General features: G+C 51.7%; 28 protein-coding genes. All 28 read right to left on the bottom strand.

What is annotated here, in order from left to right; genetic code table 11:
* Positions 1-2: 2 nt before the first annotated feature.
* Positions 3-494 carry a hypothetical protein gene (locus tag C8R14_RS04080; RefSeq protein ID WP_011634503.1) on the bottom strand — a complete coding sequence of 164 codons (492 nt, stop codon included), beginning with the start codon at positions 492-494 and terminating at the stop codon, positions 3-5.
* Positions 494-814 carry a hypothetical protein gene (locus C8R14_RS04075; protein ID WP_011634504.1) on the bottom strand — a complete coding sequence of 107 codons (321 nt, stop codon included), beginning with the start codon at positions 812-814 and terminating at the stop codon, positions 494-496. The genes C8R14_RS04080 and C8R14_RS04075 overlap by 1 nt, the downstream gene beginning before the upstream one ends.
* Positions 811-1,137, bottom strand: a complete 327-nt coding sequence (locus tag C8R14_RS04070) for a phage holin family protein (protein WP_110332561.1) — start codon at positions 1,135-1,137, stop codon at positions 811-813. The genes C8R14_RS04075 and C8R14_RS04070 overlap by 4 nt, the downstream gene beginning before the upstream one ends.
* Positions 1,138-1,395: 258 nt before the next feature.
* Positions 1,396-2,331: a hypothetical protein gene (locus C8R14_RS13340; protein WP_011634506.1), complete on the bottom strand. Its 936-nt coding sequence runs from the start codon at positions 2,329-2,331 to the stop codon at positions 1,396-1,398.
* 9 nt (positions 2,332-2,340) lie between these two features.
* On the bottom strand, positions 2,341-5,124 hold the full coding sequence (locus tag C8R14_RS04055) for a phage tail protein (RefSeq protein ID WP_011634507.1): 2,784 nt from the start codon (positions 5,122-5,124) through the stop codon (positions 2,341-2,343).
* The gene (locus tag C8R14_RS04050; RefSeq protein ID WP_011634508.1) at positions 5,111-5,314 is read right to left on the bottom strand and encodes a hypothetical protein; all 204 of its coding nucleotides are present in this window, start codon (positions 5,312-5,314) and stop codon (positions 5,111-5,113) included. Before C8R14_RS04050 ends, C8R14_RS04055 begins: the two co-directional genes overlap by 14 nt.
* Positions 5,311-5,538, bottom strand: coding sequence for a hypothetical protein (locus C8R14_RS04045; protein ID WP_011634509.1), 228 nt, complete (start codon positions 5,536-5,538; stop codon positions 5,311-5,313). The genes C8R14_RS04050 and C8R14_RS04045 overlap by 4 nt, the downstream gene beginning before the upstream one ends.
* Positions 5,539-5,545: 7 nt before the next feature.
* The gene (locus C8R14_RS04040; protein WP_041353501.1) at positions 5,546-6,316 is read right to left on the bottom strand and encodes a phage/gene transfer agent baseplate hub protein; all 771 of its coding nucleotides are present in this window, start codon (positions 6,314-6,316) and stop codon (positions 5,546-5,548) included.
* The gene (locus C8R14_RS04035; RefSeq protein WP_011634511.1) at positions 6,313-7,482 is read right to left on the bottom strand and encodes a hypothetical protein; all 1,170 of its coding nucleotides are present in this window, start codon (positions 7,480-7,482) and stop codon (positions 6,313-6,315) included. The genes C8R14_RS04040 and C8R14_RS04035 overlap by 4 nt, the downstream gene beginning before the upstream one ends.
* Positions 7,475-9,850: a phage tail length tape measure family protein gene (locus C8R14_RS04030; RefSeq protein ID WP_011634512.1), complete on the bottom strand. Its 2,376-nt coding sequence runs from the start codon at positions 9,848-9,850 to the stop codon at positions 7,475-7,477. Before C8R14_RS04030 ends, C8R14_RS04035 begins: the two co-directional genes overlap by 8 nt.
* Entirely contained in the window at positions 9,847-10,095 is a 249-nt protein-coding gene (locus C8R14_RS04025) for a phage tail assembly protein T (protein ID WP_011634513.1), read from the bottom strand. Before C8R14_RS04025 ends, C8R14_RS04030 begins: the two co-directional genes overlap by 4 nt.
* Positions 10,096-10,133: 38 nt before the next feature.
* Complete coding sequence (locus tag C8R14_RS04020) at positions 10,134-10,496, bottom strand: phage tail assembly chaperone family protein, TAC (protein ID WP_207204460.1); 363 nt, start codon at positions 10,494-10,496, stop codon at positions 10,134-10,136.
* Positions 10,493-11,209: a phage tail tube protein gene (locus tag C8R14_RS04015; protein ID WP_011634515.1), complete on the bottom strand. Its 717-nt coding sequence runs from the start codon at positions 11,207-11,209 to the stop codon at positions 10,493-10,495. The genes C8R14_RS04020 and C8R14_RS04015 overlap by 4 nt, the downstream gene beginning before the upstream one ends.
* Positions 11,210-11,214: 5 nt before the next feature.
* Positions 11,215-11,577 carry a tail completion protein gp17 gene (gene gp17, locus C8R14_RS04010; RefSeq protein WP_011634516.1) on the bottom strand — a complete coding sequence of 121 codons (363 nt, stop codon included), beginning with the start codon at positions 11,575-11,577 and terminating at the stop codon, positions 11,215-11,217.
* On the bottom strand, positions 11,574-12,107 hold the full coding sequence (locus tag C8R14_RS04005) for an HK97-gp10 family putative phage morphogenesis protein (protein WP_011634517.1): 534 nt from the start codon (positions 12,105-12,107) through the stop codon (positions 11,574-11,576). Before C8R14_RS04005 ends, gp17 begins: the two co-directional genes overlap by 4 nt.
* Complete coding sequence (locus tag C8R14_RS04000; RefSeq protein WP_011634518.1) at positions 12,107-12,442, bottom strand: phage head closure protein; 336 nt, start codon at positions 12,440-12,442, stop codon at positions 12,107-12,109. Before C8R14_RS04000 ends, C8R14_RS04005 begins: the two co-directional genes overlap by 1 nt.
* A gap of 1 nt (position 12,443) precedes the next feature.
* Positions 12,444-13,001 (bottom strand): head-tail connector protein, encoded by a 558-nt coding sequence (locus C8R14_RS03995; RefSeq protein WP_011634519.1) that lies wholly within the window; start codon positions 12,999-13,001, stop codon positions 12,444-12,446.
* 56 nt (positions 13,002-13,057) lie between these two features.
* Complete coding sequence (locus tag C8R14_RS03990; RefSeq protein ID WP_110332558.1) at positions 13,058-13,357, bottom strand: hypothetical protein; 300 nt, start codon at positions 13,355-13,357, stop codon at positions 13,058-13,060.
* A gap of 9 nt (positions 13,358-13,366) precedes the next feature.
* Complete coding sequence (locus tag C8R14_RS03985) at positions 13,367-14,593, bottom strand: phage major capsid protein (protein ID WP_011634521.1); 1,227 nt, start codon at positions 14,591-14,593, stop codon at positions 13,367-13,369.
* Between the two features lie 81 nt (positions 14,594-14,674).
* Positions 14,675-15,406: a head maturation protease, ClpP-related gene (locus C8R14_RS03980; RefSeq protein WP_207204461.1), complete on the bottom strand. Its 732-nt coding sequence runs from the start codon at positions 15,404-15,406 to the stop codon at positions 14,675-14,677.
* Positions 15,372-16,664 (bottom strand): phage portal protein, encoded by a 1,293-nt coding sequence (locus tag C8R14_RS03975; protein ID WP_011634523.1) that lies wholly within the window; start codon positions 16,662-16,664, stop codon positions 15,372-15,374. The genes C8R14_RS03980 and C8R14_RS03975 overlap by 35 nt, the downstream gene beginning before the upstream one ends.
* Positions 16,661-18,370 carry a terminase large subunit gene (locus C8R14_RS03970; RefSeq protein ID WP_110332557.1) on the bottom strand — a complete coding sequence of 570 codons (1,710 nt, stop codon included), beginning with the start codon at positions 18,368-18,370 and terminating at the stop codon, positions 16,661-16,663. Before C8R14_RS03970 ends, C8R14_RS03975 begins: the two co-directional genes overlap by 4 nt.
* Positions 18,339-18,803 carry a phage terminase small subunit P27 family gene (locus C8R14_RS03965; protein WP_011634525.1) on the bottom strand — a complete coding sequence of 155 codons (465 nt, stop codon included), beginning with the start codon at positions 18,801-18,803 and terminating at the stop codon, positions 18,339-18,341. Before C8R14_RS03965 ends, C8R14_RS03970 begins: the two co-directional genes overlap by 32 nt.
* 131 nt (positions 18,804-18,934) lie before the next feature.
* Entirely contained in the window at positions 18,935-19,330 is a 396-nt protein-coding gene (locus C8R14_RS03960; RefSeq protein WP_258332410.1) for an HNH endonuclease, read from the bottom strand.
* Between the two features lie 14 nt (positions 19,331-19,344).
* Complete coding sequence (locus C8R14_RS03955) at positions 19,345-19,725, bottom strand: hypothetical protein (protein ID WP_041353504.1); 381 nt, start codon at positions 19,723-19,725, stop codon at positions 19,345-19,347.
* A gap of 1 nt (position 19,726) precedes the next feature.
* Positions 19,727-19,912: a hypothetical protein gene (locus C8R14_RS03950; RefSeq protein ID WP_041353505.1), complete on the bottom strand. Its 186-nt coding sequence runs from the start codon at positions 19,910-19,912 to the stop codon at positions 19,727-19,729.
* Positions 19,909-20,088, bottom strand: coding sequence for a hypothetical protein (locus C8R14_RS03945; RefSeq protein WP_041353506.1), 180 nt, complete (start codon positions 20,086-20,088; stop codon positions 19,909-19,911). Before C8R14_RS03945 ends, C8R14_RS03950 begins: the two co-directional genes overlap by 4 nt.
* Positions 20,081-20,320: a hypothetical protein gene (locus C8R14_RS03940; protein ID WP_011634529.1), complete on the bottom strand. Its 240-nt coding sequence runs from the start codon at positions 20,318-20,320 to the stop codon at positions 20,081-20,083. The genes C8R14_RS03945 and C8R14_RS03940 overlap by 8 nt, the downstream gene beginning before the upstream one ends.
* Positions 20,321-20,467: the final 147 nt, after the last annotated feature.

The following is a 20,467-nucleotide window of genomic DNA, read 5'->3' as shown; positions in this document are numbered from 1 at the left end:
GTTTATCCCCTTGTGATTAAATCGACGGCCGCCTTGTGAAAGGCTGGCCAGGTTTCCGGATGTGGCTTACCGGGACGCCACACCCTCAAATAAAGTTGTAATGCACCGGCAGTATCAGTAACGGCTGGCAACGGCCTCGGATCCGTGTATAGCAGCAGCCGAGCCATGACAGTAGCAAGTTGGTCATGCCATTCAATCGCTGTGTATACATCCGCCCTGTCTACGTGGATCTTGCCCAGCACCCGCTCAATCTCACGAGCAGATGCTGCATGGGTCAACACACCCCGCACACCACCGCCATTTTCGAATTGGTAAAATCCGCGCGCGATCCTGCTCGGCTGTTGTGCCCGGAATATAAATCTGGATTCCTGCAGACCGATTGTCAGCAACATCACTCTGGCTTCCGGTGTGTCGTAATTCCTCGGAATTGCTCCACCTGCCAGCAGCCGGAAAGACGGTGTCAGGATTTCATCATTTACAAATCGCAGATCCATCAAATCTCCACCTCATGCGTTTGCATCTGTCCATCGACCAGGCGCTCATACGTGATTTTTTTAACGCCCTGCTTTCTCAGCCAGCCATGCAATGCGGCAGCATTCACAACCGTAAATCTGCCACTGCTGGTGTCCATCAGATTCAACCCACTTACACGCGCATGATCGCCAGTCATTTCAAGTGCTCCCGCCCACCTGACTGGATCACCGTAAGTGCCTGTATCGGACTGTCCAGTGCCGTGACCACGCACGATGTATACCTGCACATGTTGCCCGGTTGGTTCCAGTGATACCCCACCAGATAGATTGATGGCGCTCACTTTTCCCTCTCCATATCTTTTATCCGTTTCTCTATAACGTTTTCCACAAGGAATAGAAGCCGGGTTGCCATATGGCCACCAACACCACTACCAGCTGCACATACCCCAAGAGGCATATCAACAGCTTCAAGCGCCATGAATACCAGCATCCCTACAAAGGCTGACGTGATCATCTCGCCAATAAGCTCAAGTGCACTGAAAGGTCTCGTTCGCTCGCAAGGCAGCTTCTGTATGATGCTGGCTAATCCCCCTACGATTGCCATAACGATAGCAAGGGTCCATACCTCAATGCTCCACGTTGTAGGATCCTTATCGTGGTGCATACTCAACCAAATCGTTTCCAGACATAAAAACCTCGCACAAATTTGCTAAACTCAAACAAGTTTTTCTCCTTGGTATAGACAAGGGGCAGAAACAAGAAAGCCCCATAGCGTTGCGAGCGCCTGGGGCTTTCGTCTAATTCAGTGATTACGTTTTATTTGGCAGCAGCAGCAAAGAGCGCATCCATATCTTCTTCTGATAGCACTGGACTGCGCCGCTCCGGACCTTTGTATGGGAGTTTGTTCAAAATGGTAGATTTCCTAAACCGGAGAGATAAGATCTTTAATCGGCGCGTTCCAGCTGTTGCCCAATTGATCAATACCAAGACAGTAAACTTTCTCTAGCGAAGATATCGGAAGGCTGAACGTAAAAGCCCCGATGGCATCTGTCAAAATTTCACCTAAAAGCGCCCCGCTTTCACGGTGATAACATCGTGCTATATAACCGTCTGCTACTGAGCCGTCCGGTTTTAGAAGTGTTCCAGATACTGTTTTATTTCCTCCCGGAAATGAGGATGTTGGAGGATCGCCGCCAGTACCGACGGATAGAAAAGAACTGATAAATTCTTGATTATTGTTTGGATATGAGATCCCAACTTGACCAGATGAAAAAGTTGAATCTGTTGCGCTTATGTTCCATGTGGCCGGCTCCGGGTCCGGATGTTTCCATGTTTTGCACTTTAAAGATGTGCCGATGCATTGAAAGCGCATAAATAGGGGCACCTCGTGCGCCAGCGCTGCTGTCGGCAAACTCGACAAAGACGGTATGTTAAACATTATCGAACTAAACACACCCGAGACAACCTTGTACAATGAAACGGTAGCACCGTTTGAAGATAAATCTGTATTGGCATTGATTGCCGCTAGATAACAATTATTAGGCCGTTTGTCACTTGTAAAACTGCCATCACCCCTTGCGTAAATATTAATGACTCCGCTGCTATTGGTGTTTGAAGGCGGAGCTATTGAACTAAAAGTGGCTTTATATAAAATATCGACATCTGCGAACGACCCCAAGCCTGCGCCGATTGTTCTAAAATCAGAGCCCAAGCCTTTTATCAGCATTCCATTTCCCCAAGATTTTTTTATAGGGGATGTGTTCATTTCAGCGTCGTTATATGTGCTCGCAGCGCCTCGCAAAAGGGCTGGCCATTTTCCAGAATGACCTATTGATAAATCTAAAAAATACTGTGCCATAGAAAATCTTTATTGCGTAAATTGAAGTTGAACACTATTTCCGGCGTCTGGTGTATAATTATTTTCGAAAGTCATCATGTTTTCACCAGATGACCACTGCATAACATGCGTCTGTGGTTGTAGAGATTGGTAACCATCCCTAACAGCGTATAACTCAACTCGTAGATTAATAACCCCTGCCAAAAAACCAACTCCGATAACATCGGAAATTCCAGTTATCCCAGTATTGCTATATTTTAGATCGTTGTTTGAATCGTCATAAGCATAGACGTTGTACGTTGTGCCTGTTTCAGGCGTGACGGTACCGTCAGAAAAACCAATCAAAACCGCACCGGTTTGCTGCAGTCGATTTCGTTCCACCCAACTCAAAGAAACAGGCCCGGATACTGCATTTGGAAAATAACTCCCATTTATCTTGAAATTTCCCGGAGGATAAGGCCGGAGTGCTCTGGAATCTAGCGTGACGGTATCTTGAGGTGCATTTGCCAGCGCCAATCTTCCGGCGCCAGTGACCGTCAACAGTTTGACGTTGATTTGCTCGCTGGCAATATACTCAGTTGGATCTGCCTCGCCATATTCATCCCAGAAAATCAGGCTATCGCCATCGGAGTGAGAGGCAGGAACAGTATCCAATACGCCGCGTTTTACTGTGATGCTAGACGTAGTAATCGACTCAACACTCATTAGCTCTGTGCCCAGCTGGAACCAGGTGCCGAGCGTTATAGCCTCGATGTCCTGCACTTCTCTGATGGCAAACGTGGTGGCCATTTGATCAATAGCTTCATCCAAAACAGCACAAGGGGAGAAATCGAGATTCGAGACATCTTCATAGCCGTTGCCCATATCTGTATAGATGCGGGCGGATAAAGCAGCCCCTTGCGGACGGGCGGCACCCGCACCCACAAATCCCATATCTGGGTTGCCGGCCAACAGCGCATCAATGGCCGGTTGACCTTGTCGCTGTACCAGTTCAAAGTAAGGGACTTCAAATACAGCATACCTGGCGATTGGTACAGGTTCCTGGCCTGTATCCGGCCGCTCTATTGGCGGGGGAACGATGATGGCGGAATCGGGCGTTGCAAATGCATCCTGCACGCACTGGATCCGAACACGGTGGCTTCTGCCGTCTCCATAAGCAATACCAGTCACGCGCATCACCATGTCAGTTAAATCATAGACAGGCCAGGTGAGCTTGAATACATCACCAACGTTAAGGCCGGCTGCCGCGCGATTCGCATAAATCGTGCAGCTGGCCAGCGGCGTTGATAAGGTTTTCAGATCACGCTGAGCAACACGGGATGCGATGTGCGCATTGGTAATGCCTTCGTAAGTGACAGATGTCCCCACTGTTGATTGTTGCTGTTGCGATAACGCGATGTCTTGCACAGTCAGTGTGGCATTTTGCCCCGTCTCACTGTTCCAATAGGTGACTGTTACTGAGTTGATCAGCTCCCCAATCGAGGGACGATTAAAGTCAGCTATTTTTTCTACATTGCTTTCATTAAGCGTCAGCAGGTTTGCGGGGTTGTAGTCATCTCGGATGAGCTTCAGGACGAACCGGCCGGTCTTACGGTCAACATAGACGGAGGCGTCAATATGCTTGACGATAATTTTAATAAATTCTTCTATGCTGGTCTCGGTATCCCACAACAGTGACATACCGAATCCTTCAGCGTACAGCGTATCTGCTGCAGCCATGAATGACAGATCATCGATATCCGCCTCAAGATAGCCCATTCCCCACAATGGATCTGTCAGGCATTCCCGGATGATATGGGCCGGGTTCATGTCCCCAGTGGTTCCAGCACCAACTATCAGCACATTTTTAAATCTGGTTATGGATGGTGAGCTATCTTGGTCCCTTACAAACATAAGCTGACTCACTGCAATCTCTTGGGGTTGAGGATATTGGCCAGTTGAGATTGTTGCTGAGTCTGACAAGCGGGTTATTTTGTATCCTAAATTGCCGGGACTTACATTAGCGTTTACTTCCAACCTGTACCAGACATTTACATCTAATTTATCTGGTGCTATTGCGTTATTGCCATTAATCATTGGCCTCTGGAGCGCGTCTACAACTGCCTCCCGAACTGGATTAAAACTAAACCAAGCGGTTCCATTATCGCTGGCTATAGCAATCCTCATAGAATCCCCGGCAGAAAGCCGCTCAACCAGAAATTCAACAGAAAAGCTTTTAATAATGAGAGTTGGAATTTGTCTTTTGTAAAAAGAACTTACAGAACCAGCTGCGGATCCTGAATTTCTGATGGAATTCTGTTCGACGATATAAGCGGCAGGATCATTTGACTCAAATATAGCCGTGTTTGAGAAAGTTTCGTTTACATTAGCCCCTACACCTAGTCCAGATATTTCAGCCTTGCTGTCGTGCCACTGCGGCAAACCGTTTTGACGGGTATGAATACGCTGCAACCGGAATGACCACTTTTTGAGATACGGGTTCATACCCACATAGATCTGCCGCAGCACCATGCCCGCAACACCTCGAAATGACGGGACATAACTCCCGAGCTTCGACAACAGGTATGAATTCTGCTCTTGCGCAGCGTGGCCGGCTTCAAAGTCTACCGCTCCCTGAATGCCGCCTTCGCGCGATTCACCACCGAAAACATTCGGTTGGTTTAGTGCAATCTGGCCGCCGCTCAACCGGCCATCCCACACATCACGTTCATCTACCTGGATGCGCAGAAGCCTATCGACAGGGCCGTGACACAGAATCATGTGCATCCCGACATAGTATTTGTAGCCGACGGTTACTTTTTTAGAGCTGCCCATCTTCTTCTCTAGCGATCTTCACCACTTGCAATGCCATCGCATCGCCGGTTGCTGCTAACTTTTCTGCTTCTATCCCTTGCTTGAGAAATAAACCCCAGTCCAGCCCGTGGTGCAGAAAAAAATCGCGGGTACCACGGCTGCACATGCCTGCCTTGCGGATATGCAACATGGTCACAGTTTTATCTATCACTTCTTGCCGCCCTTCTTCTTGATGGCAACTGTCTTCAGATCACCGTACCACACCACGTTCGCCTGCTTGATGTCCCGCGTGCCAAACAGCACCGGGATGGCTCTGCCTTCTTCTGCCGTGGGAGCTTCCACCTGGCCCGCTGTCGGACTCTGGTTTTGCGACTTGGGCTGAAACGCTACGGATATCGCCAGCGCAACAACGAATACTGCTATGGTCCACCACATAGATCCTCTATACGATTGATGAGCCGTTGAACGGATTTTTCAGCGGGATGTAAGGAAACCCGCCAAAGTTGTTCCGGTTGCCGAACTTGTCATTGCAGGTGGTGATTGTCCGGTCGCAGCCGGGATAAATGGTGATGTTGAAATCTCCTGCGAAATCAACCGGCCTGATCAGAGTGATGCTCGATCCTGAGTGGTTGGTTATCATCCGGAATACGCCACCAGCCGTTTTGATCATGCCATAAGTAAAATAGCCGGCGGGATAGGAAGCCGCCGCACTGATTGTCATGCTGGTGCCACTGACCGCCGTAGCTATATCGGCAACTGCAAACCCGGCCTTATCCAGATTACAGCCTTTGCCGTACAAAACATGCGGGCAGACTCGCTGATATTTCTGGCGCAATCCAGGCCGGCGCAATGATGTAAAGATGGATTCCAACAGCAGCTCTATAGTGGCATCCGTTGGCTTGATTGATGCCAGCCTGCCTTTCCAGACGACTGTCACATCCGCATCTTCCTTGGCAAATACAGTCAGGGTGATCAGGCTATCCAGGGATGATTGCATCCATGTTCTAGCACTAGGGTTATTGAGTGATACGGTTACCGTCAAGTCGGCCCGGGATAACTCGTTACGAGATTCTGGCTCACTGCGGCCAAGTGTGACAGGGACATAAGTTTCGCCGGCGTACACGACAGGCGCATCGGAGGATGTCCACCGCACGACGGCATTAGTACCCCCGCGCAACTCGACAAAACGGTATAGCTCGACAGATACTGTCACGGCTGTATCTCTATGATAGTGGAGGTGATCTCAGCCACCCCTCTGCCAATCCAGCGCACGCTCAAGTTATCCGAGTCAAACCGGCACAGCCCGAGATACGACATTATGTCGATAGCATTAATATGCAAATTCAGCGCTGGCAACAAGGTAAGCTGAACACGCTGCGCATCCACCTGTTCGGCAAAAGTTATCTCTCTGTACCGCAAGATCTCTCCATCCCTATCTCTCACGGCGATGTGTTTCCGGTGCTGTCCATAGGCCATATAGGCATCGCTGCGCATGATCAGGGTTGTTGTGATCATGCCTGCATTCAGCGGGTGCAGATTAACTTCATACAGTGGCAGCCAGAACAACCCGGCTTTGCCTTGTGCTCTGGCGAACCAGCGTTTGTAATCGCTGACTGATTCAAAGCCATTAACCGTTTTGCGGGCAGGTGAGGTTATCCGGGCGTAGGTCCAGGGCGATAATCTTGAGACGAGCCCGAGATCAAAATCCACCCTATCTACCTGCTGGTGCATCGATCGGTTTATCCCGGAACCGGCAAGCTGCGGGCAATCGTCGAAAACGTCGTAGCCGAGATACTGGCCCGGTGTGGCCGGTATTATTTCCGAATAATCATCAATCTCGAACGCTACCTGCAGTTCAGTGACTAGCCGGTTCAGATGGCGATCAGAGCTGCCATTCAACCAGCCGAGCCTGACCGGTATCAGCGAGCACTCGCCGAACGCATCCGTATCTGTGGTGATATCGATATACCCTGATCCGGCGGTAGATATCTCCACGATCTGCCAGTGTGATTCGGTTTGCCAGAGCAATGCGAGTGAGCCATTGCGGAAGTCATAGCCGGATGTATCGCATGAAATCGTCGTCTGGTGTGCCGATACGCTAGCAAGCGATTGCGCCTGGTGCCACAAGGGGACGGCCCAGCGCTTGTCTATGGCGCCATACAGCGTGTTGAAGATCTCCGCTCCGTGGGCAGCAGATGAAGAGGCGCACGAATAGGCAATGGTTTGGCGCGGCTTTGATCGCAGCGCCACCCGCTGCTCGGTACCGTTATACGATCTGATGATGTCGGTAAGATACTCAAGAGTTTCACTAACCGGAACCCTGGCCGGGACTGGCAGGAACGCCAGATCCCCGAACAGCGTCGTCGTCACCTTAGCCATGGTTGACGACTTGCCTGACCTGATCTGGATTGCGTCTGATGGTGTTGATCAGTACCTGCTCACCTTCCGGGGTGGATAGATAATCGCCCACCAATGACGGATCAAGGACGTTGACAGCGTTGAGATTGACGACGGGCAGCGCAGACTGTTGCGATTGTTGTGAACCCTGTATCGATGACAGCACGTTATCCAGCTTCGCGCTGGTTTGTGCGGTGGTGACACGCTCGCCTTTCTCAAGCAACCATGTGCCGGTCTGCGGCACCGAATCAATTCCATCATGTGCCATACCACGGATGGCAGCGACATTTGCCATACCGGCAGCAATCGCCGCACCGGCTGCAAGCGGCCCAAGAATGTGACCGATTACCGGCGTTGCTGCAGCAGACGCATAAGCAGCATTTGCGGCCTCATAGGTCTTGATAACTGCCTGAGTAATGGCAGCTGCTTTGCCCAGCGCGGCTGCTTTTGCATTCTGTGAGTTCTGCAGTTGAGCCAGGTTACCAAAAAAATCAGAGGCCATATTCAGCCCTGCAATCTGCCTTGCCTTATCGATTGCCTGCAGTTTTCTGGCGTGCTCCTGATGCAGCAGTCGTTCTTTTTCGTCAGCTTCGGCGGTATAGTTCAAATACTCTTCCCGGAACTGTTGCACCATCCCCAGCTGTTTGGCATACCATTCGTTGAGCTGCTGTTCTGCTTTATCCAGCCTACCGAATTCACCAGTGAAACCACCGGCAATTTCTCCCACTCCGGCAAACTCAGGGGATGCATCCATGATGCCAGCGAGCGCCCGGCCTGCCTGCTTGTTTTGATCCTCAGACCCCATCTGCTGGATGATGGACAGCTGTTCACGCAAAGTATCGAGACGGGATTCGTCCTGAGTGCGCAGTGATTTGACCACACCTTGATAATTTTCAAGCAGCTTTTTCTCTTCATCCCGCAGGGTGATACTTTTCAAAATGGCATCGGCATGTGCTAGTTGGTGTTCATTCGCACCCATGATGCGCAGGTCATACAGCTTGACCTCATCGGCTGTCATGCCCCATACCTTGGCTGCCCGCTCGATCGCTGTCAGCTCGCGCGCGATCGCTTCTGCTGCCTTGTCACCCTCATCACGCTTTGCCTTGGCTGCTTTGCTGGCTTTTGCTGCTGCTGCGGCTGCCTTTGCCGCTGCGATCTCTGCTTCCTGATCGATCTTGAGTGCATCCGCCTTGATGCCTTTGGTCTCGGCTGCAACGCGCTTTATCCGATCTCCCAGCAATTCTGTTTCCATCAGGCGATCAATCTCTGCATTAGCCATCCTGGCTATCTGCTCTTGCTGCCCGGCCTCCTTTAGCAATGCTCGCGCTTTATCCATATCCCCCATACCGATATGAGAGAGTGCGCCCTCAACCTGGGCTGCCAACCACCGAATGTTGCCTGCCTGAGATGCAAAAAAACCAACCAGGGTATTCGCAGCAATTCTGACAACTCGGGTAAATCCATCCACCGCATTCAGCAAATATGGAACGGCATTGACGCTTTCCATCAATGCGTTGGTAACGCTTTTGATCGCCGCCTGGACTTCTGGATCCTTCAATGCCCGGTTCAGATCCTCAACCATGTCACGCGCGCCGTTGAGCGAGCCTGCATCGCCGGTCATCAATCCGCCCAAGGTAGTCTTGAGTGCTTCCAATGCACCAGCGTAGGTGTTTCTGGCTGCTTCTGCCGCACCACCATAAGTCGTCTCAAGCGCTTCCAAAATAATCGCCTGCGCTTCTGCTGCCCGTCCGGTGTCCTCAAGATGCTTGACCAGTAATTTCTGGTCGTCGGTAAACCGGAATCCCTGCCTGGATAACGCGGCCAGGCCTTGGCTGGGCACATCCAGCGCACGGCCCACCAGTTCCATTGCCTGCGTGACAGACATGCCCATACGGACTGACATATCGGTCGCAGCCTGTAACGCACGCGGGAAATTATTACCGATGATGCCGGTAAATTCAGCGAGGCGGGTCTGTGCTTTGGTAAATTCTCCGGCTGCAATGCCGGTCAGGTCCGACATACTATCAGCCATCTTGTTGAGCTGATCTTGCGTGTATCCGGCAACTTCCCCGGTAGATTTGAGTACGGCTGCAAGCTGCACCTGTTCCTGCTCGGCCATCTTGCTGTTCTCTGCCATCTGATCGTAGATGGATTTAACTGAGATGCCGGCCAGCCCGGCAGCAATTGTCTTGCCGATGTTGGACCAGGCTTTCTTAACCTCATCCGCCGCACGCTGCATCTCTTTGGATTTCTTCTGCGCATGGCGGCCTGCCTTGTCCAGGCCTTCGGTAAACGAGCCAATGCGGGAGACGAGATCGAGAGTAAGCGTCCCTAAAGAGCTTGCCATCATAACCACTCCTTCATTGCTTGATCCAGTGTGACGACCGGTTCGTCATAATGCGGGGCGAAGTCATGCAATTTGAATCCACCGTTTTTGCTGTGTGCATTGGCATACATGACGGCTAGTTGTGCGATGGATAACTCAACCATCAACCCGATATTGAAGCTGCCGCGTTTGGCACGATAAGCAACCCACGATTTAAACTCGGTGAAACTGATGGTCTGCTTTGCCTCTGCGATGGTGCGGCCACCCACGCCATTGAGTACAAGCTCGTGCCAGATCTCATCCTCGGTCAGCTCTGCTGCTTTCCCAGGCCATTTACTTCGGCAATGACATTCAGCAATGCAATAGTCAGGCTGCCATTCAGCGCCCCACGATCCGGATCCGCTTCGCCGGTAATGTCCTGCACGGTGAAGATCGGTTTTCCCTGTTCATCAGTGATGCTCGATGCGATACGGGATGCCACCGGATCGAGATCGTCATTTATGCTACGCAGATCCGCGACGGCGGATGCATACGATAACGGCCTGACATATACGTCACCGGTAAATTCTTCGTCACTCTGACGCCATGTGATCGTCCGCTTCACCGGTTTATCTGAAAATCCGCCTTGTGTCTTGAGACTTTCTATCGAGATCAGCATTAGTGCGCTCACTGTTTCGGCATCCAGGCAGACCCGCCAGTGCGTTGGATCGTAACCTGAGAGGTGACTACCGTATTGGATGCAAAATCGAATGGGAAGTCGGAAATATACCCATCGAATACAAACCAGGTACGGCCAGTTGGCAGATTGATACCATCCTCAGCAATAATGGCTGCTGTTGCAGTTGCGCCAGTACCAGAGCCACCAGTGATGGTAACGGTTGGCGCACTGGTGAAGCCAGTGCCAGGATCGGTGATAATGATCTCTGTCACGGCATCACCATCAGTCACAGCGGTTGCGGTTGCGCCGCTACCACCACCGCCAGTGATAGTAACTGTTGGCGTCCCGGTATAGCCATTGCCACCAGCAGTTACAGTAATGCTGTCTACTGTTCCTTTTACTCGTAACGTGGGTAACTGTGTGCCATCCGACCAGCCAACAGCAAACGTTATCACCGGCGCTGGATCGGTCTGTGATAATCCATGTAGTGCAATGTGGCTAGCATTGTCCGGATCGGCATTGATGCCAAGTGTTGCTTGTCCTGGTGTTCGCAGACCAGGGAGATAGGAGCGTGTGGTTGCAGACAGGCAGGTCGTTTCAATTTGATCGGCCGGGTTGCCGCCCGGGGAGAATGTAGTTGCGCAGTCGATCTCCTGCACCTCTCTGCCGCCCGAACCATTGGGGTTAATAAAGAATACTTGCGTGCCCTGTGTAAGGATTGCCATGGCTGTTATCTCCTGATGATGAAATCTATATCGAAATTGATGCGGTGTAATTCTGTTTCCGGATCTCTTCCTTCCATGCCCCAGCTGGAGATGTAGCAGTGTGGCTCCAGTGCATCGCGGAGTACATCCACTACCTCTCGGGATATCTCCGGGGTTTTTGCAAAGACATCTACCTGCAGCGTAAAACTATCAACATCCGGCCTATCTCCAAGATAGGCAGCCGGCACTCCTGACACTTGCCGCCAGACGGCATACGGGGAAACTGGGATTGAAGGTGCCATGCCAAACTGATACAGCCGTGTCGGCTTCTTCCCCAGCAATGCCTGGACACCCAGATCTGCAGCGCAGATAGAGAAGATCGGAATCATCTCTGTCTAAATTTTTTTCTGATGGCGCGATCCAATGCTTTCTCAAACTGCGTAACAAATTCGGCTGTCGCTCTACTCGTATTATTTTTAAGTGCCGGTTCAAAGAAATGCTTGCTTTGTATATTTTTAGTGCCGAAGTTGACGAAGCGCCAATAGAAGGTATCCCCTCCGGGGTTATCTTTGCCCTTCCCGGATAATTCTCCCAATTCACTGAGGGTATACTTGCCACGCTTTTTCTTAGGGCGAGCACTTGGCGTTTGAGCGCCGCCCAGGATCCCAACGCGAAATCCCATCTGATACCCATTCGATGCTTTGAACAGCCGTCCATTCCAGCGGATGGCAACATTCTTCGAGATATCTTCCGGCGTATCCGGATCATCCACGGCTTTGGACATTCGCACGGCATCCGTGGCCACAACCTGCGCCGCCTTACGTAAAGCAAACCGACCGCCTTTGTAACGCACATCCTCATTGATGAGCTTGATTTTCTGCATCAATTCTTCGATATCCAGTTCCATTTTGCTAGCCATCAGTTGCTTAGCCTCTTGGTTGGGATCGTCTGATATTCTCGACCGCTGCCTTTATCTGCCAGCACGCCTACCGGTTCATAAACCACATTGCCATGATGGATGCGCATACGTAACGGATCGAAGGTTGGTAGATAGCGAATCGTGATTTGGGTGGTAATTTGTGATTGCGCTGCATCCGCTGCGATAAAATCGCGGACTGACAGATCCTCGATCGCAGCCCAGACGGTACGATATAATTCCCAGGACTCCGTGATATTGCCTTGCACGTCTTGCGTGTCCACACGTTGTTTGATGACTACGCGATGACGCAATCGGCCTGACTTGATTCCACTCATGTTATAAGTTCCATATCCGGTAGGTATCCAACAGGCCGTCCACGTAGGGCAAAAGGCTGGTGATGTTGCCGATATTTACGGATTCCCGATTCATGTACCAGTGGCCTATCTGCAGTAGCATCCACTGCTTCAGTGCCTGCGGAACTGCATCGACATCTGTATAACCACAGGCAAAAACTACCCGGAGGATCCCACCCGCCGGGATGGCGGCGTCTTCTGAAAACTCTACCCAGGCAGGCGCACTATCGCTGGGATTGGTCAATCGATACTCGGCAGGGTCAATGGCTAACTCATCGCCATAATCATCGATATGTTTCACACTGGTGATTGCCGTTACTGGCAACTTACGCAGATAGATAAAACGGCACTGCTCGCTTTCGGTAACAGCCCATTCTTGCGGCATTAGTGCACGGCCGGTTTGAGCTTCGCACATATCACAGGCAGCAGCGATCAATCCTGTCAAAACAGGATCATCATCAACCACTGTGAGTCGCAGATGATCTCTGACCTGAGTCAAAGAAAGAGGTTGGTCAACAGGAGGGGTAACGCGTTTGAGCATGATTAAAAAACCCGCCAGGGTTGCCCGTGGCGGGTGCAGTAGCTGCGAGGGTTAATTTATTTGCCTTTCTTGGGTTGGGTAGATTTTTCTGCTTCAGCTGTGGACTGATCAGCCTCTTTGCCTGCAGGCGGATCGTTTTCTTTGCCTTCAGATAAATCATCTTCTGCCGAGGTGAATTGAATAGTCATAATCTTTCCACCGTTATTAAGGCAGTACGCCACCGCTTCGGGGGATCGGTCCACCTGATCGGCCAACCCTTTGATGATGGCCTCATCCGCTTCGATTACCTGATTGGGATTTAGAAGCTGATCCAGCACCGTAAAGGCAACCAGTACCCGTGCTTTTTCCATGGCCATTTTGCCTCCTTAGGTGGCACTATTTTGGTAAAATTTCAGAGGTGCGCCGCCATCAGTCAGCGTGCCACCGGAACGCATCCAGGCCAGGAAACCGATCTGGCCCAGTTTGATGTAAGCTGAATCCTCAAACCGGAACAGAGTCATTCCCATGACATCGCGGATGGTATAGCGAGAGAAATCACCGAACAGGATAGATTTTGCATTGGCGGCCATAGCTGCCATGTCCTGATTGATGGTGATCTGATAGCCCAGTAGCGTATCAGCCATGGCTCCGCCCAGGCCATCATAACCCGGCAGGAAGACAGGCCGGCCCTGAGTGTCTTTCATTTTCCTGATGGATTTCAGCACGCTATCATTCATCATAAATCTGACACCACTAGCTGCCCGGTAAGCTGGATCAACCGAATGGATCAGATCGACCAGATCATCAAAAATGACTGTGGTGGTCTGTCCGGTCGTGCCAACTTTGCCGGAGGCTGCTGCAGTCACTACGCCTTTTGGCTGATTAGTGCCGGTGCCGGTCGTGAAATAGGTATTGAGGACCCGCGCTAGACGCTCTCCCAGACGACGGGAGATGAATGCCTGAATATCCACTGCCGAATCCTGCAGCAGCTCAAACGGCGCGGCGACGATCTTCGAGCTGAATTTATAGGTGTTGAGTGTGACGACCCCGAAGGTTGGATCTTGCGCCGTCGCTGTGGTGTTTTCTGCGATCAATTCACCCGTTTCAGAGGTGCCATCAGAGGTGGGAAAGTTCATCTGATTACCGGCAGCCGTACTGATGACACTGGCTACTTCACGCACGCCGCCATAGGCCTTGAGCACCTCGATGATGGAAGCGACTACTTCGGTCGGGACGGTATGACCGCCCTCGCCGGGGGTAGTGGTGCTCATGGTATTGCGGATGGTTGTCCAGTCCTCAGCAGTCATGGCGCGATCACCTCCACGCACCCATTTGGCAAACAGATCGAGCTGAGCATTCGATCCATTCCTTCCATGCGATGACCGTTGGACTGCCTCGACTGCACGATCTGCCATAGCTTCTTCGGCAATCCTGTCATGCAATGCGCAGATGCGGTCGGCCTGGTTTTTCAGATCATCCAGTTCGGCCAGTTGCTGATCATATTTCTCCTGGTGTTCGGGCTGCCAGCTGCCGTTGTTGTTTTCGACCAGTTCGCGGGTTTGTTTTGCGAGTGCGGCATGACGCTCCCGCAGCTCTTGCAGTGTTTGTGCCATGAGTTGTTCCTTTGGATTGGTGGCAATAAAAAACCCGCCAGGGTTGCCCGTGGCGGGTGTCTTGTTGGCGTGGGAGCGCCGTTACATATGTCTGGCCAATGCAGCAATACGCTGCAGATAACCAGTATCGATTTTCGGTAGATCCTGTTCTGCTGGCTCTGCCGATTGTTGTGCCTGTCGAATGATTGGCGCTGCGTTATAGGCTGACAAATCCCAACCGATGGATGCACTAGCAGATGGGCCATCTTCTGCGACTGAGTCAGCAAACCCATACTCCACTGCCTCGGCAGCACTGAACCAGGTTTCATTTCTCATCCAGTCTCGGATTTGATCTTCTGCCTGCCCGGTTCTTTTCGCGTAAGTTGTCACCAGTGATTCATCCACTTTTTCCAGCAAGGCAGCCATTTCCAGCAGATCATCCGCATTGCCCATCGCAAATGACCAGGCTTTGTGGATCATGTAAAACGCACCTTCGGCGATCACGATATTGTCCGCAGCCAGAGCGATGTAGGAGGCAGCACTGGCAGCCACACCATCGATATGGGCAATCACTTCGGAGTTATGCTCGCGGATGGCCGTTTCGATTGCGCGGGCGGAAAACACATCACCGCCGGGGGAATTGATCCGCAAGTGGATGACCGGTGCTTTGATAGCCATCAGTTCCTTGACGAAACTGATGGCGGTAACCCCGCCCCAGAAATCATCACTGACAATCGTGTCGTACAAATAGATCGTGGCTTCATCGCCAGATAATTCTGCCCTGAACAAACCTTTGGATTTATTCTGCGCCAGTAGCTGTAGCATTCTGTCCATCATTGGTTCCTGTATGCAGTTGATCTCCGCCTGGGATAGGCTTCATGTTCTCAATCCGGCGCGCCTCGTTCACGGTCATGAACCCAGGCTCCCCGGCGCGGCCAATGGCTACCCGGTAGGCCTCGTAGCGAGTTTTCAGATCACCGCGCTCCAATCCCGCTGTATTGAATTCCGCGAAATACCCGGCACTACGCGGCCAGATCTTGCGATTGATTTCCTGTTCGATCGGGCGTAGATGACGCTGCAGAGTGTATTTGACGAAACTAATACCCAGCTGCTCAATACCTTGTCCCCACGATGAGGTTTTCTCCTGGTGCCCGACCATGAACGGTGGCACGCCAAAGATCCGACAGATGTCTTCAACCTGAAATTGCCGAGTTGCTAGTAGCTGTGCATCTTCACTGTTCATGGTCAGCTGCTGGGCTTTCATGCCACCCTGTAGTACAGCTGGTAGATGTGATCTCGCACTGCCGCCATACTTTGCCTGCCACTGGCTGCGCAGGTCATTGATGGTATCCGTCGACATCTTTTCATCAGTCGTCAGGATAAAATCAGGACGGGCGCTGTTGGCAAAGAAGCTGGCGCTGTACTCGTCTGCTGCCAGTGCTGTACCAGCGGAGGTGCGCAATGCATGTCGCAGCACGGATATGCTGCGTTGGCCATTAAACCCGATACCAGGGATATGCAGCATATCGCCCTGGTCAATGGTCACCAGCGTTGCATCGTCATCGATGATGGTGTAACGCAGCAGGCCGTCCACTTGCTCGACTGTCACCGCACTCGGGTGCAGTGGTTCGATCGAAACGATCTTCGGTGACAGCCTGCTGGCCCGATGTATCCTGGCAAATGCATCGCCATGGAATAGCCGCGATTGTGCGATGTATTCCCAGAATGCTGAAGCGGTCCAGGATGGATGAGGGGATTCATTGAAGAACCACCACAAGTCATGGGTTGTTCTTTCCCGGCCGTCTTCCGTTCGCTTGTAGATGTGGAACGGCATGCTGGCGATCGCGCCGCCGATAATTCCAATGCAGGCATACACCGCCGATACGGATAGCGCTGTTTGCTCGTTAACGGGCTTTCCTGCGCTCGAAAGGCCATCGACTAGCCAGCTGTATAGTTCGCTGCCACGCGTGCCGTCTGTGAGACTGTGAGTGGCATTCTGGATCCGTGTGGCTTCCCGCTGTGCCATCCACTGTTTCAGCACGACACTGCCTGGCGTGCGTGCTTTGTTTTGGACTTCCTGCCAGCTGATCATAGGATGATGAGTGCGGGTTCCACGGATTCTTCACGCGCGCTGTTCAGTGCGATCCCCGCACCCATGACCGCAGCCACCATCAGATCTATCCGGCCGGTTGCTTTGTTTTTACTCAGCTTGCGGTTTTCTGCAGAGTCCGCAACAGTTACGGCATTGGCGGCGCACCAGGTGAATACCGAGTTGCCATCATGGACGACTTCGCCATTGAGCAATGCACTTTCAAACTTGTCCAACGCCGGGCTCATATCTTTGAATCCCTGCCCGAATGGTTCCATCGGCGGCAGGGCGATGCCTTCGTCTTCAGCCATTTGTTTCAGATCCTCGATGCGCCATCTGTCAAATGCAATACATTGGATATCGAACATATTCTGTAATTCTGCCAATCTGCGCAGGACGGCCAGGCGGCTGACTGCACGGCCAGGGGTTGTTTCAAGATAGCCGGCGGATTTCCAGGCCAGGTAAGGAACACGATCCACTTCTTCTTTTCGCAGCAGATCCTGTTCCGGCAACCAGGCAAACGTAACGAGCTGCCAAGGATCTTCTGCTGTTTCCGGTTCCAGCCACAATACCAGGCCGGTTAGATCTGTAGTGGATCCCAAATCTAGCCCACCCCATGCACGCCGGCTCCGCAGATTGCGCCAGTCATAGTCGCGACGGGCATCCATCCATACATCTGCCGAGATCCAAGGGGCATCTGCTCCAGTCCATTCACAAAAATTCAGGCGCCGCACCACGGCTTCTTTGCTCGGCATACCCTTCGCTTCCCGCACCTGTTCACGGATATAGCGATAGCCCGGAAGGCCGAATCTCAGGCTGGGGTTGGCTTTGTCCCAGCAGGATTCATCGTTGATCGGGTCATCACCTTCATCCAGTGCGCAGATGTAGCTGAAGAATGAATCGTCGGTCAACTGTCCAGAAGCTACCTGTGTGCCGTAAGTGTGATAATCCCAACATGGGCCGGTCTTGTCCGACCCTGAGTTGGTGATCATGAAGATCAACGCCTGCCGACGGCTTTTGGTACCGGCCCGCATCATCTCCACCACGAAATTATTTTTGTGTTCATGGATCTCATCGATGAGTGCGATATGCGGACGAGGACCGGACTGTCCATCATCGGACGAGATCGGACGGAAGAAGCTGCCTGACTTATGGTAAGCAAGGTTCCAGACCGTCGATCCTTTTCCACTTTTGATCAGTGCATCTCGCAGGATGGCAGATTGATCTACCATCGCCACTGCATCACGAAACAGAATCATGGCCTGATCTTTTTTTGTTGCCGCTGAATAGCACTCAGCACGCGCCTCCCCATCTGCCACCAGACCATACAGACCCACTGCGGCGGCAAGTGGCGATTTTCCGCTGCCTTTCCCGGTGCTTACATAGGCCACGCGGAAACGTCTCAAGCCTTCTACATCGACCCAGCCGAACAAGCTGCCGACGATGAATGCCTGCCAGTCCAACAGGATATAGGGCTTGCCCTCATATTCGCCACCGTTTAGTTTGAGCACATCCCGGCAAAAGCCAATGATGCGCTTCACTTTTTCCAGGTCGAAAAAAAAGCCCCGTGAAGGAGCTTGCTCTAAATCTTCCAGGTGCCGGTTACAGGCTGCCCGGACATGCGGGCCTGCGACTATTTTCCCAGCCACTACTTTCCGGGCATAGGTTGTCACCGGATCACGTGAGGTAGGTTTCGGATGTTTCTTCAAGTCCAGGTAATGTCTGTTGCGGTTGAACGGCGATACGTGTGCGTGCAGCCGGCGACATGCCGAACTGCTGCAGTGCTGTCATGGCCTGCTTGAATGCCATGGACTTGACCATCTCCCAGTAGCTGATCGATTTTCTTTCTTTGGCACCGGGCTCGGTATATTCCTGCCCACATTCCAGTGCAGCCCGACGATATGTGGCAATGGCTTCGCACGCCATATGCAGCATCGGAACATCCACTTCGGTCAGCAATTTTGCTTCCCGCAAGCCTGGCACGATCTCACTCCATACAATTTTTGCACCAGCAGAAAAATAATCTGGAGCGGCCAGGTCATTGAGGTAAGCCGGATCTGGCTCCTGCTTGTTGACCCCTCGCTTCCCACGATTGCCTTCAACAATCTTCAGATGGGTCGGCTTAGGATATCTTCCTCTCATAATTCTTTATATAACTTACTTATCAATTACTTATACCCCCATACCAATTTCGCGGTAATGCACAAAGAGAGGGGAGTGCGGTCAGGAGGCGAAAAGCTGTAGACTTTGACCCGCCCCCCGGGGCTGATCATTTAAAAATTCTTTCGATTCCAGTGGTGGTTGGAATCCAGCGGGATACCAGATAAATCGCAGCCCGCATCAATTCCGGACTTCTCTAGCCTCTGCTTGTGGCTGTCATGGCAATGCTTACATAAAGACTGCCAGTTACCCGAATCCCAGAACAGCTTGCTATCACCCCGATGCGGGATAACATGATCAACAACTGTTGCCGCTACGATCTGGCCACGCCGCCCATGATCTGCGCATAGAGGATGCTTACGCAGGTAACCTTCCCGGGCTTTCTGCCAGCGATAACCGTAACCACGCTGTGCAGATGTCTGGCGATCCTGATTCATTTTCAAACGGCCATAAAAAAACCCGTTCGGGGGAACGGGTCTCTGTTTAGCGTTTTCGGCACGATCACGCACCAACGCCACTTTGCCTAGATCATGCCAAAATCGTGCACCATGTGCAAGCGATTTCTTTGAGATTTCATCAAAAATTCACCGATATATTTATAAGCAGTTGATCTATATGATATAAATGACCTTTTACAAACACCAATCCTGACCGCACGCTCACCGTCATTTCTGCACTCGCTCAGATATTCGACCCGCACCACCAGTTTGTAAAGTTCCGGCAATTGCTCGATCGCGTCATTGGTTTCAATACACTCTCTATCGATATCGTAATCCGGACACACCGCTTCCTCACCAGCCAATCGTACAAAGTTAACCTGTGACTTAAACCCCAGATGCCTGCCACTGCCCAGCTTCCACTTTGCCCACCTGCACAACCTGCTGACGACGATCGCTTCTTCCATCTCACCTCTCCTTTAACTTTCCCGCTTTTGCTGCCTTCACCAGTTTCCGGATCCGCCGGGCCTTCCTGCGACGCTCCCGTACCAATTGCTCTTTTTCTGCTTGCTCCAACCGTTCCCGCAAAGAACGCAACCGATCCACCACCTCTGCCGGATCACCGTACATCCAACTGAATAGCACGCCGCTCATGGATTATTCACATCACCGGATAAAGCTGTTTTCATACCGGCCTCGCCACGCTTACCCAGCGATCGGCCATTTTCTTCCACGTAGACCAGCTGGATATCATCGCCAAACACACGCCGGCACTCATCTGCAAAGGCAATGCACTGCGGAAACAACTGGCGTACCTCATCCTTATCCATCACAAGCACCCATTTCAGAATCGATTTCAGGGATAGATCTCTTAATCACCATCAGGTCAATCGTGCCATCCATATCTTTATCCAGGAGCGCAATCTCTATCAGCTTTTCCCTATATGCAATCTCTGCCAATTGCGCCAACTCCTTCGCACGTCGATTAATTACCTGTCGCTCAAAGCGAGATAACTCCACAACCTGCTGTGTTGCCTGCCGAAAATCTTTTCCGTAATCCACTTATCCCCTTAATAGCATGTCAATTTATCTGACCAAACCTTCCCAACCTCGAACTAGGTTGGGAACTAGGTTGGGAACCTCTAAAGCCGCGTGCCTGCTTGTTCTTCCTAACCTTCCTAACCTTCCTAACCTAAAATAAAAGTTATT

The organism is Nitrosomonas eutropha, from assembly GCF_003201195.1.
GTDB lineage: Bacteria > Pseudomonadota > Gammaproteobacteria > Burkholderiales > Nitrosomonadaceae > Nitrosomonas > Nitrosomonas eutropha.
Note: the sequence above shows the minus strand (reverse complement) of the source record. Positions and strands in the feature narration are given on the sequence as shown.